The following is a 12,993-nucleotide window of genomic DNA, read 5'->3' as shown; positions in this document are numbered from 1 at the left end:
TGTTCCCTACTAACTTTGAACCTCGAGAAACATTGATTATATTTGCAATCTTATTAAAATTGACAGATGAAAATATCTTACAACTGGTTAAAACAATTCATTAAAATAGATTGGAAATCCGAAGAAACAGCAGCATTGCTAACAGATTTAGGTCTGGAAGTGGAAATTGTTGAAAAATACCAATCGGTAAAAGGCGGATTAGAAGGCATTGTTGTGGGACATGTTCTTACCTGTATTCCACATCCGGATGCTGACAGGCTAAAAATAACTACCGTAGATTTAGGCGATGGTGTTCCCGTACAAATTGTTTGTGGCGCCAGCAATGTCGCTGCGGGACAAAAAGTTCCAGTTGCCACAATCGGTACTACATTATATGATAAAGAAGGTATAGCATTTTCGATAAAAAAAGGAAAAATACGCGGACAGGAAAGTCACGGAATGATTTGTGCTGAAGATGAGTTAGGTCTTGGCGAAAGCCACGATGGGATTATGATACTGGACGATGCTTTAGTAGCGGGAACTTCTGCTGCAACAGTTTTCAAGATTGAGAACGACGAAGTTTTCGAAATTGGTTTAACACCTAATCGTGCCGATGCCATGAGCCATTTGGGAACTGCACGTGATTTGAGAGCGGGAATGTTACAAAGCGGGGTTAATGTTGAATTGATTACACCTTCCGTAAGTAATTTTAGAGTGGATAAAAGAATACTGAAGATTGATATCGATGTCAAAGAGGCAAAACTTGCTCCTAGATATTGTGGAGTTACTATTTCTGGAATTACAGTAAAACCTTCACCAGCTTGGTTGCAAAACCGATTGAAAGCCATTGGAATAAATCCAAAAAACAATATTATCGATGTTACCAATTATGTTTTACATGAATTAGGTCAACCGCTTCATGCTTTTGATGCTTCAAAAATCAATGGTAAAATAATTGTAAAAACACTTGCTGCAGGAACCAAATTCACAACTCTTGATGACGTTGAAAGAACCTTACACGAAGAAGATTTAATGATTTGTGATGAAAAAGGACCATTATGTATTGCAGGAGTTTTTGGCGGGAAAAAATCTGGAGTTTCAGAAAATACGAATTCAATTTTCTTAGAAAGTGCTTACTTTAATCCTGTAAGTATTCGTAAAACTGCTAAAAGACATCAATTGAATACCGATGCTTCTTTTCGATTTGAAAGAGGAATTGACCCAACGATTACTGAATATGCCTTAAAACGTGCTGCTTTATTGATTCAAGAAGTGTCAGGTGGAGAAATAACGTCGGATGTGATTGATGTGTATCCAAAGAAAATGGAAGACTTTTCAGTGTTTTTAAATTTCAGTAAAGTGGCTAAAATTATTGGTCAGGAATTATCAAAAGATACGATTAAGAAAATATTAGTTTCATTGGATATCAAAGTAAACAGCGTTTCGGATGCCGGATTGGGATTAACAATTCCAGCTTACCGCGTTGATGTACAAAGGGAAATAGATGTTATTGAGGAAATTTTGAGAGTTTATGGTTATAATAACATTAATTTCTCGAAAAAACTGAATGCTACGGTTTCTAATTCACCAAGAAACGAAGATTATAAAATACAAAATACGATTGCCACACAATTGAATTCACAAGGATTTCATGAAATGATGGCTAATTCATTGACTACGGCATCTTATGTACAACTTTCTGATGTATTGAATTCAGAACATAATGTCACAATGCTTAATCCATTAAGTGCTGATTTAGCAACGATGCGTCAGTCTTTATTGTTTTCTGGACTGGAAGCGGTGTCTTATAATATCAATCGTAAAAACGCCGATTTAAAATTATTCGAATTTGGAAAAACGTACCATAACTATCTTTCTGGTTACGAAGAAAAAAAGCATTTAAGCTTATTTCTTTCCGGGAACAGAAATCAGGAAAGCTGGACCAGCGCACAAAAACCTTCGGATTTCTTTTTATTCAAAGGATATGTAACTGGAATACTTTCAAGATTAGGTATACAAAAAACACAAAATTTACCGGTAACTTCGGATGTGTTTTCTGAAGGAATTGCAATTGGTTTTGGTCAAGATATATTGGTTGAATTAGGAGTGGTTAAAAAATCAATATTGAAACATTTTGGAATAAAACAAGAAGTGTTTTTTGCTGACTTTAACTGGGCTTTGATTCTAAAATTGATTGCTACCAAAATAAAATATACTGAAATTCCTAAATATCCTGAAGTTCGCAGGGATTTGGCTTTGCTAATCGATCAAAATGTTACGTATGACAGTATTTATACTATTGCACGCCAAACCGAGAAAGCGCTATTAAAAGATGTAAATCTATTTGATGTTTATGAGGGACAAAATCTTCCTGAAGGTAAAAAATCATACGCATTGAGCTTTACGATTCAAGACAATTCTAAAACGCTCACTGATGCTCAAATTGATAAAATCATGAGTAAACTGCAAAAGAATTTCGAAACCGAGCTTGGAGCCAGTTTAAGATAATCTCTTTTTATAAAATTAAAAATCCCAATTCTAGAATTCAGAATTGGGATTTTTTTACAAAAAAAGTCCTGCAATTAATTATGCAAGACTTTCTCAATTAACAAAATCAAACCTCTAATCAAAAAAATTATTGTTTTGGCAATACAACAGCATCAATCACATGAATCACACCATTTGATTGATTCACATCTGCAATTGTAACTTTAGCTTTGTTCCTATTTTCATCTGAAATATACAAATCTTTACTTTTCATCCACACCGTTAGTGTTCCGCCACTTACTGTTTTCATTGTTGCTTTTCCCTTTCCCATTTTGATAGCTTTTGCGATATCAGAGGCATTCATTTTTTCTGCTACTACATGATACGTAAGGATTATTTGTAACATTTTTAAATTTTCAGGTTTCAATAATGTTTCGACAGTTCCTTTAGGCAATTTATCAAACGCTGCATTTGTTGGGGCAAAAACGGTGAATGGACCTTTACTTTGTAAAGTTTCTACTAATTCTGCCGCTTTAACAGCTGCAACTAGCGTAGTGTGATCTTTAGAATTTACTGCATTCTCAACAAATCTATTTTTTTAAGTTATATAAAAGCATTTACGCACTAAGATTACTTTTGGTTTAAAAAAGACGAAATTATTTTATAAACAACTAGTTTTCAAATGGATAAATTTAATTTTAAATAGAAGTTGATACCGCAGAAATTTTAATTAGCCCCGATGGCAGCAAGTATCCTTTTTATTGCGAGTATTAAAGATGTGTTTTTACAAGATAGCTCTCGCAATAAAAAGATACTGCGTACAGCGGGAGGATTGTGTATTGGAAACTAAATGTTGTGCTCCAAAAAAACTAAAGCAAATCCGTTCTGTTTTAAGCAAAAAAAGCCCCGAAAATTGCGGGGCTTTCTATATTCAAAAAATTAAAGAAATTATTTTTTCTCTGATTTTTCCATTTTAGCTTTCAATGCAGCTAACATATCATTGTTATCACCTAAAGTTGCAGCTGGTGCATTTGTAGATGTTGAAGCTGATGAAGTATTTTCAGTAGCTGTTTTTACATTTTTCTCTTCTTCTTCACGGAAGATCGCAGTGTGAGATGCAACTACTCTTTTGAATTCTTTGTTGAATTCGATTACTTTGAAATCAGCTGAATCACCTTTTTTCAATTTCTTTCCGTCTTCTTTTTCAAGGTGACGTGTAGGAATGAAAGCAACGATATCATCTCCGAATTCTACAGTAGCTCCTTTGTCAACGATTTCAGAAATTTCACCTGTGTGGATAGTTCCAACTGCGAAAGAATCTTCGTATTGATCCCAAGGATTAGCAGTAGTTTGTTTGTGACCTAAAGATAATTTACGTCCTTCAACATCTAATTCTAATACTACTACGTCAAGTTTTTCACCAACGTTTACAAATTCAGATGGGTGTTTGATTTTCTTAGTCCAAGATAAGTCAGAGATGTAAATTAATCCATCAATTCCTTCTTCTAATTCTACGAAAATTCCAAAGTTTGTAAAGTTTCTAACGATACCTGTATGTTTAGAACCTACTGGGTATTTAGCAGTGATATCAGTCCAAGGATCTTGAGACAATTGTTTGATACCTAATGACATTTTACGGTCATCTCTATCTAAAGTTAAGATAACAGCTTCAACAACATCTCCTACTTTTACGAAATCTTGAGCAGAACGTAAATGAGTAGACCAAGACATTTCAGAAACGTGGATTAAACCTTCGACACCTTCAGCAACTTCGATGAAAGCACCGTAATCAGCGATTACAACTACTTTACCTTTTACTTTGTCTCCAATTGCTAATTTAGCATCTAGAGCATCCCAAGGGTGAGCGTTTAATTGTTTCAATCCTAATTGAATTCTTGTTTTCTCATCATCGAAATCAAGGATTACAACATTTAATTTTTGGTCTAATTCCAGCACTTCACTTGGGTGGTTAATTCTACTCCAAGAAAGGTCAGTAATGTGAATTAATCCATCAACACCACCTAAGTCAATAAACACACCATAAGAAGTAATGTTTTTAACAACACCTTCTAATACTTGTCCTTTTTGTAATTGACCGATGATTTCTTTTTTCTGGATTTCAATATCCGCTTCAATAAGCGCTTTATGAGAAACAACAACATTTTTGAATTCGTGGTTAATTTTTACCACTTTGAATTCCATCATTTTGTTTACATATACATCGTAGTCTCTAATTGGTTTAACATCAATTTGAGATCCTGGTAAGAAAGCTTCAATTCCGAAAACGTCAACGATCATACCACCTTTAGTTCTGCATTTTACAAAACCATTAACGATTTCTCCTGTTTCGTTAGCCGAAATAACTCTATCCCATGATTTGATAGTACGTGCTTTTCTGTGAGATAATACTAATTGACCTGTTTTATCCTCACGGATGTCAATTAATACTTCAACAGTATCACCTACTTTTAAGCTTGGGTTGTAACGGAATTCGTTCAATGAAATAACACCTTCCGATTTTGCGTTGATATCAACGATAACGTCTCTATCTGTAATTCTAACAACTACACCATCTACAACTTCTTCTTGATCAGTAGCGATAAATGTTTTTGAAACTAGTTCTTCGAATTCTAATAAGTTTTTCTCATCAACAGCATCAATACCTTCTTCGAAATTGTGCCAGTTAAAATTTGCTAAAAACTCTTCTTGTGATTTTACTTGTTCAGACATGCTGATTAAAAATTTGTATTCTGTATTCTCTCGAGTTTCTTAATGTGATAGAAAACAACAGAAGTTGTTTGTATAATTAGTTGAACCCTAAAGGAAACTCTTATTCACCAAAAGGATTGCAAAAATAACACATTTATCTTAAACTGCAAAATTTTACAAGCAAGATAATAGAGAACAGACAAAAAGATAATAAATTGAGAATCAGGAGCGAATTATTTGGCATTTCTGGAGACAAAGTTCCCGCTCTCACCTTTATCTCTCCGCTACGCTGCGAGGATATCGGCTCCATCGGGGCCTAAAGAGTATTAATTGTTTTTTTAACATAAAAAAAGTGACACATTTCTAAAAACGGATCGCGTCTAACTACAAAACATCTTTGTCAAAGTTTTGAACTTTGACAAAGAGTACTATCGTTTAATGACTGAATTTTTCTAATGCTTTTGCATCGTTTTTATATTTGAAAACAAAAGGAAAAATAATAGCCAGCACCAAAGCATAACTGGCAAAAGTTATCCAAATATTCTGCCATTCCTTACTTCCGTCTGCCAAAGTGAAATATTTTTGAATAATATAGCCACTGGTAAAACTTCCTATTAATGCTCCAAAACCATTCACCATCATCATAAATAATCCTTGAGCACTTCCTCTAATTTTTGAATTTGTTTGTGTTTCAACAAACAAAGAGCCTGAAATATTAAAGAAATCAAACGCCATTCCGTATACAATACAAGACATAATTATCATCCACAATCCATCAGATGGATTTCCAAAGGCAAACAATCCGAAACGTAAAACCCAAGCCAGCATACTGAATAACATCACATATTTAATTCCAAATTTTCTAAGAAAAAATGGAATAGCTAATATAAACAGTGTTTCTGAAACTTGTGAAATCGACATGATTATAGCAGGATATTTCACTGCAATCGTATTTTTATAAGCGTCAACATTGGCAAAATCATGAATATAGGTATCGCCATACGCATTGGTTAATTGCAAAGCAGCACCCAATAACATCGAGAAAATAAAGAAAACGGCAAATTTTCGTTTCTTAAACAATTCAAATGCATTCAATCCCAAAGCTTGCGTAAAAGAAGTGCTTTTTTCGCCCTTACACATCGGAGGACATTTTGGAAGTGTGAATGCGTAAATCCCTAATAAAAACGAAACAATTCCTGCTATATAAAATTGATTGGCTGAAGTCTCATTATGTGTTAAACTTACCACCCAAAGTGCAGCGATAAAGCCTATAGTTCCCCAGATTCTAATAGGAGGATAATCCTTTACGACATCCATTTCTTTTGCAATTAAAGCATTATAAGCAACCGTTATAGATAAGGAAATGGTTGGCATATAGAAAAACATATTCACTAGCATCACCCAAAAAAATGTAGTTGGATTATCTACTTGAGGCAAGTAAAATAAAGCAGCGGCTCCTAAAAAATGAAGCAATCCGTATAATTTTTCGGCATTGATAAATCGATCCGAAATAATTCCTGTTAAAGCCGGCATAAAAACAGAAGAAATACCCATTGTAGAAAATATGATTCCAAACTCGGTTCCAGACCAATGTTTGTTATTAAACCAATACGCTCCGATAGTAAGTAACCAAGAACCCCAAATAAAAAATTGAAGGAAGTTCATTAATACCAACCTGTTTTTAATTCCCATACAATGAATTGTTTTTTATTTTTAAAAATTAACAAGGCGTAAATCTAATATTAAAAAAGAGATCTACAAAAGATTAAAGTGTTTTAACAACTTCATCAACTAAATCTAAAACAACCTTAAATTGTTCTTCACGAGTAAGGTGAGAATTATCTATTTCAATAGCATCTTCAGCCATCACCAAAGGCGAATCTTTTCGGTGCGTATCAATATAATCGCGTTCTTCTACATTTTTTAATACTTCTTCATACGTAACTGAATCTCCTTTTTCCTGTAATTCATCAAAACGTCTTTGCGCTCGGGTGTCTGCACCTGCCGTCATAAAAATTTTAAGTTCTGCATCCGGAAAAACTACGGTTCCGATATCTCTACCATCCATAACAATTCCTTTGTCCTTACCCATTTCTTTTTGCTGCTCCACTAATTTGGCGCGAACTTCAGATACTTCAGCCACCTTGCTTACAAAATTCGAAACTTCAATAGTTCTTATTTCGGTTTCAACATTAATATCATTCAAATACATTTCAGCAAAACCAAAATCAGCATTAAATTTGAATTGTAATTTTATATTTGGTAAACTGTTAATTAATGTTTGTTTATCAAAAAAATCAGCATTTATGTATCCGTTTTGCATCGCAAAAAATGTAACAGCGCGATACATTGCTCCTGTATCCACATAAACATATCCCAAATGATTAGCGAGTTGCTTCGCTAAAGTACTTTTTCCAGTAGACGAGAAACCGTCTATTGCTATGGTAATTTTTTTATCCAAAATGATGTTATTGTAAGTTAATAGTTAAACCAAATAAACTCGTATTGCCTGCTAACGTATATCTGGAATACGAATAATTAAATTTTAATTTGTTGAATTTTAGTCCAAAACCAAGTGAAACTCCCGAAAAATTGCGTTGTTCCAAAAGTCGTAATTCTTCTGCTCTTCGAAAATTATATCCTAATCGAACATTAAACGATTTTTTAGGAAAAAGCTCCACTCCCATAATTACATGGCGCAAAGCATTATTTATAACCGATACTTTTTCCTCAGTGGAACTTCCATCTATTGAAGATTCAGCTCTTTCAGGATTAGAAAAAGCAATATTCCATTGTTGCAAATTTTCAAGTGTAAGATGCCAACGAATAGGTACATTTTCTAATTCTTGTGAAACACCTGCTATAATTTCTAACGGTAATTTTTCGTTTGTACCATTGTAAGTGGTAAATTGAGTTCCAATATTTCGTATTGCCAAGCCCCAATTGACATCATTTTTCTCATCAATAAAAAGAGCACCTATATCAATCGCACCACCAAAAGAACTATAACTTTCTAAGTTTGAAGAAATCAATTTTGCATTAACACCTATATGAATCGTTGTATTAGGAATAGTGTAGGCATAACCAAACGAAAGAGCTATTTCACTTCCTGTAAATGAGGCTGTAGGCTGACCATTTTCGTCATAGCCATCAAAATTACCATAATTTACATAATTGATACCAGCCTGAAAAGTTTGTAAATGCCTATCATAAGTGTATGCATAAGAAGCTGTTCCATAGGTTACTTCCTTGTAATAACTTCCATAATTCAAAGCCAAGTGGTTGTCCATTTCAGGATTCAATGTTGCTGGATTAAAATTGACCTGATTCACATCATCGTCATAAATTGTAACCGTTTTTCCTCCTAAAGCGGCTTGTCTTGGCGAAGTAACCAAGTTCAAAAACTGATAGGTATACTTTCCTCCTATTTGACTGTAAGACACAGAGCAAACTGAAAATAAAGAGAATAATAAAAGTTTTTTTAACATGCTTTAAATCGCTGTTTATCCATGGTAAAACGCAAATGCGAAGATAAAATTATAATATAATATATTACTGGTTTCGCCTCGAAGTTTCGAGAAAAATACTAAATAAAATAAAAAAATCCATCCCGAAATTTCATAACGAAACTTAAACTAATAAGTATCATCTTGAAATTTCCAGATGGATGTTTTTTGAATAAAAAAAATGATTCCCTACAGTACCTTTGCGTTCTTCACTTTCTGATCGGTCAAAGCAAATTTAAGCACTTCGCTCATTTCTTTAACATAATGAAAGGTCAGACCTTCAAGATATTCCGGTTTTATTTCATCAATATCACTTTTGTTTTCGTGACACAGGATTATTTCTTTTATATTAGCTCTCTTCGCAGCCAAAATCTTCTCTTTTATTCCGCCGACAGGTAAAACTTTTCCACGCAAAGTAATTTCTCCTGTCATCGCCAAGTTTTTCTTAACTCTCTTTTGGGTAAAGAGAGAAACCAGTGACGTCAACATTGCAATTCCGGCACTAGGACCATCTTTTGGAGTTGCCCCTTCCGGAACGTGTAAGTGGATATTGTATTTAGAAAGTATTTCAGAATCCAATCCTACAAGCTTCGCATTTGCCTTAATGTATTCTAAAGCAATTGTTGCAGATTCTTTCATTACTGTACCTAAGTTTCCAGTAATTGTCATCGTTCCTTTTCCTGGAGAAAGTAAAGATTCAATAAAAAGAATATCACCACCAACAGAAGTCCAAGCCAAACCAGTTACCACTCCGGCAACATCATTGTTCTCGTATTTATCTCTTTCTAATCTTGGAACACCAAGTGTTTTTATAATATCTTCGTCAGTGACTTTTTTGTTATACGCTTCTTCCATCGCAACAGATTTTGCTGCATGACGGATTACTTGAGCAATTTTAGCTTCTAAACCACGAACTCCAGATTCACGTGTATATCCTTCTACAATTTTTTCTAATTGTTTTTTTCCAATCGTTAAATCCTTGGTTGTTAGGCCATGTTCTTTCAATTGTCTTGGAAATAAATGCTGACGTGCAATTTCTACCTTTTCTTCAATCGTGTAACCAGACATTTTGATGATTTCCATTCTGTCTTTCAACGCAGGTTGAATCGCAGCCATATTATTAGACGTAGCGATAAACATTACTTTCGACAAATCATATCCCATTTCCAGGAAATTGTCATAAAATGAATTGTTTTGTTCCGGATCTAAAACTTCCAATAATGCCGAAGAGGGATCGCCTTGATTACTATTCGATAATTTATCGATTTCATCCAAAACAAATACAGGATTTGAAGTTCCTGCTTTTTTCAAACTTTGGATAATTCTTCCTGGCATTGCCCCAATATAAGTTTTTCTATGTCCACGAATCTCCGCTTCATCACGTAAACCACCTAATGAAATTCTAACATATTTTCTACCCAATGCTTCTGCGATAGATCTTCCAATGGAGGTTTTTCCAACTCCCGGAGGTCCTGTCAAACAAATTATGGGTGATTTCATATCATTTCGCAATTTTAAAACTGCCAAATGTTCTATCATTCTTTTCTTAACATCTTCAAGACCAAAGTGGTCTCTATCAAGGATTTTTTGTGCTCTTTTTAAATCAAAATTATCTTTAGAATATTCATTCCAAGGCAATTCTAAAAATAATTCCAGATAATTTCTTTGAATTCCAAAATCAGGCGCTTGTGGATTTATTCGGCGCATTTTGGATAATTCTTTTTCGAAGTGTTTCTTCGTTTTTTCGTCCCATTTTTTGGTCAAAGACTTCTGTAACATTTCGTCCATTTCCTCTTCCTGAGAAACACCACCCAATTCTTCTTGGATCGTTTTCATCTGTTGGTGAAGGAAATATTCTCGTTGTTGCTGGTCTAAATCGAAACGAACTTTTGATTGAATATCATTTTTTAATTCCAATTTTTGCAACTCAACATTCATATAACGCAAAGTCTCTAAAGCTCTTACTTTTAACTCATTAATAGCTAACAGGTCTTGCTTTTCTTTAACCGTTAAATTCATGTTAGACGTAACAAAATTGATTAAAAACGATTGGCTTTCAATATTTTTAATCGCAAAAGTAGCTTCACTGGGAATGTTTGGGCTTTCTTTGATAATTTGAATCGCTAATTCCTTGATAGAATCAAGAATTGCAATAAATTCCGTATCATGTTTTCCCGGTCTTTTTTCAGGAACTTCTTTAATTTTTGCAGTTATGTATGGAGTTTCAGCAATTACAGAATCAATTTCAAATCGCTTTTTTCCTTGAAGTATCACTGTAACATTACCATCAGGCATTTTTAAAACCCGTAAAATTCTGGCTACAGTTCCTATTTTATGAATATCATCAGTGGTTGGATCTTCATCTTGCTCATTTTTTTGAGCTACAACACCAATAATTTTGCCCGCAGCATTGGCATCATTAATTAATTTTATTGATTTATCACGTCCGGCAGTAATTGGTATTACAACACCTGGAAATAAAACCATGTTACGCAATGGCAAAATAGCCAATGAATCAGGCAATGCTTCATTATTCATTTCCTCCTCGTCTTCAGGAGTCAATAGTGGTATTAAATCTGCTTCCGAATCAAATTCCTGAAGTGACAGATTGTCAATAGTAAGTATTTTATGATTTGACATATATTATTTAAGTCTTTTTGTCATTAAAAATTTTTATTCGTCTAGCAAATGTAAGGTATCATAGTATTAAATTTAAATAAAATCGATGTATGACATAGATAAGATGCTTAACGTTAAAATAGTCAATCATTATGCCAAAGTGAAAGTAAAATCGATTATGTCTTCTTACAAATAAAGAAAAAATTCATAAATTATAATTAAGAAAATATCTGTTTTTCAAAGTGCAAAAAATAAAAAATTAGGAAGTACTATTTTGCATTCTATTAATTTAAGACACCTCTTTTTGGAACTCTCCTAAGTAATAGAACACCAGCAATAAAAAACACTCCAAGAAATACGATTGCTAATCGCGGACTTCCAGTAATTTGGTCAATAATACCATAGATTAACATCCCAAAGACTATCCCAATTTTTTCGGAAACATCATAAAAACTAAAAAAGGAAGCGGTATCCTCCGTTTCGGGTAATAATTTAGAATACGTTGAACGTGATAAGGCCTGAATTCCGCCCATCACCAATCCTACTAAACCAGCCATGATATAAAAATGTATAGGCAAAGTTATAAAAAATGCAAGGGCACAAAATACTACCCAAATACAGTTAATCACAATTAAAGTTGGAATATTTCCGAACTTCTCTGACGCTTTTGAGGTGAATATCGCACCAATAATGGCTACTATCTGAATTAATAAAATACAAATAATCAAACCTGTTGTACCTTCACTTTTAGATTCCCAAGCAATTTCTTGCGCCCCAAAATAAGTGGCTACAAGCATCACCGTTTGTACGGCCATACTCGAAACAAAAAAACTTCCTAAATATCGTCTTAGTGCAATGTTTTCTTTCAACAAAACCCAAACTTTTTTTAACTCTTTAAAACCATTAAAGACTACATGGTGTGTCACTTTACGATTGGCATTTTTATTGCCTTTTGGCAAAAAATAATAAGTGTACTGACTGAATAATATCCACCAAACTCCAACCATAACAAATGAATATCGCATGGCTTTCATGGCTGCTTCTCCATCTGTTCCTGTAATTCCAAAAAGTTTTGGTTTCATGATCATCGCTAAATTGATAATCAATAAAATAACACTTCCGATATATCCAAATGAATATCCTTTGGCGCTAATTTTATCTTGTTGCTCTACATAAGCTATGTCCGGTAAATAGGAATTATAAAAAACTAAACTTCCCCAATATCCAATCAAGCCAAGAAAATAAAATGCCAATCCAATGTATATATTATCAAGATTAAACCAATATAATCCCATACAGGACAGCGCTCCCAAGTAACAAAAGAATTTCATAAATGATTTTTTATTTCCCACATAATCTGCAATACCAGATAATAAAGGCGAAATAAAAGCTATCAATAAAAATGCTAAAGCGGTAACAAAGCTTATTAAAGCTGAATTTTTGAGATGCAAACCAAAAACATCAATGTAATGATCTCGCTCAGAAAATAAAGCTTCATAAAAAATTGGAAATACTGCAGATGCAATGGTAAGCGTATAAACTGAATTTGCCCAATCATAAAAAGCCCAAGCGTTTAATAATTTTTCACTCCCTTTTTGTAAATCTGCCATGGTTCTTTTTTTTATGCTACGAATTTATTTATTTTTTGTTTAGAATTAGCCAAAAATTAATAATTTGACTTTAATAAATCGTT

At 33.6% G+C, this 12,993-nt stretch carries 7 protein-coding genes and 1 pseudogene; 1 reads left to right on the top strand and 7 read right to left on the bottom strand.

Translation table 11 applies throughout. The annotated features are described in order from the left end of the window. Positions 1 to 66 precede the first annotated feature (66 nt). On the top strand, positions 67 to 2,487 hold the full coding sequence (pheT, locus tag ACNO7W_RS08680) for a phenylalanine--tRNA ligase subunit beta (protein ID WP_417937822.1): 2,421 nt from the start codon (positions 67 to 69) through the stop codon (positions 2,485 to 2,487). Positions 2,488 to 2,614: 127 nt separating this feature from the next. Here pheT and ACNO7W_RS08675 read toward each other — a convergent pair. The 7 genes and pseudogenes from ACNO7W_RS08675 to ACNO7W_RS08645 all read right to left on the bottom strand — a co-directional run. After that, a pseudogene (locus ACNO7W_RS08675) lies at positions 2,615 to 3,052 on the bottom strand (fasciclin domain-containing protein); the annotation flags it as partial. A gap of 362 nt (positions 3,053 to 3,414) precedes the next feature. Further along, complete coding sequence (gene rpsA, locus ACNO7W_RS08670) at positions 3,415 to 5,196, bottom strand: 30S ribosomal protein S1 (RefSeq protein WP_417937820.1); 1,782 nt, start codon at positions 5,194 to 5,196, stop codon at positions 3,415 to 3,417. Between the two features lie 414 nt (positions 5,197 to 5,610). Beyond that, a complete protein-coding gene (locus ACNO7W_RS08665; protein WP_417937819.1) occupies positions 5,611 to 6,867 on the bottom strand; it encodes a nucleoside permease in 1,257 nt (418 codons plus the stop codon). A 73-nt stretch (positions 6,868 to 6,940) separates the two neighbouring features. After that, entirely contained in the window at positions 6,941 to 7,636 is a 696-nt protein-coding gene (cmk, locus tag ACNO7W_RS08660; protein WP_417937817.1) for a (d)CMP kinase, read from the bottom strand. A 7-nt stretch (positions 7,637 to 7,643) separates the two neighbouring features. After that, positions 7,644 to 8,663 carry a type IX secretion system protein PorQ gene (gene porQ, locus ACNO7W_RS08655; RefSeq protein WP_417937816.1) on the bottom strand — a complete coding sequence of 340 codons (1,020 nt, stop codon included), beginning with the start codon at positions 8,661 to 8,663 and terminating at the stop codon, positions 7,644 to 7,646. 207 nt (positions 8,664 to 8,870) lie between these two features. Further along, entirely contained in the window at positions 8,871 to 11,321 is a 2,451-nt protein-coding gene (gene lon / locus ACNO7W_RS08650; RefSeq protein ID WP_417937815.1) for an endopeptidase La, read from the bottom strand. Between the two features lie 263 nt (positions 11,322 to 11,584). Then, positions 11,585 to 12,910, bottom strand: coding sequence for an MFS transporter (locus tag ACNO7W_RS08645; RefSeq protein WP_417937814.1), 1,326 nt, complete (start codon positions 12,908 to 12,910; stop codon positions 11,585 to 11,587). Positions 12,911 to 12,993: the final 83 nt, after the last annotated feature.

It is taken from the genome of Flavobacterium sp. ZB4R12, assembly GCF_048276375.1.
In the GTDB taxonomy this organism is placed as follows: Bacteria; Bacteroidota; Bacteroidia; order Flavobacteriales; family Flavobacteriaceae; genus Flavobacterium; species Flavobacterium gawalongense.
This window is presented reverse-complemented; position numbering and strand designations above follow the sequence as displayed.

Coding starts and splice junctions, on each gene's coding strand:
- pheT (WP_417937822.1), top strand. CDS start 67: ATGAAAATATCTTACAACTGGTTAAAACAATTCATTAAAATAGATTGG.
- rpsA (WP_417937820.1), bottom strand. CDS start 5,196: ATGTCTGAACAAGTAAAATCACAAGAAGAGTTTTTAGCAAATTTTAAC.
- ACNO7W_RS08665 (WP_417937819.1), bottom strand. CDS start 6,867: ATGGGAATTAAAAACAGGTTGGTATTAATGAACTTCCTTCAATTTTTT.
- porQ (WP_417937816.1), bottom strand. CDS start 8,663: ATGTTAAAAAAACTTTTATTATTCTCTTTATTTTCAGTTTGCTCTGTG.
- lon (WP_417937815.1), bottom strand. CDS start 11,321: ATGTCAAATCATAAAATACTTACTATTGACAATCTGTCACTTCAGGAA.
- ACNO7W_RS08645 (WP_417937814.1), bottom strand. CDS start 12,910: ATGGCAGATTTACAAAAAGGGAGTGAAAAATTATTAAACGCTTGGGCT.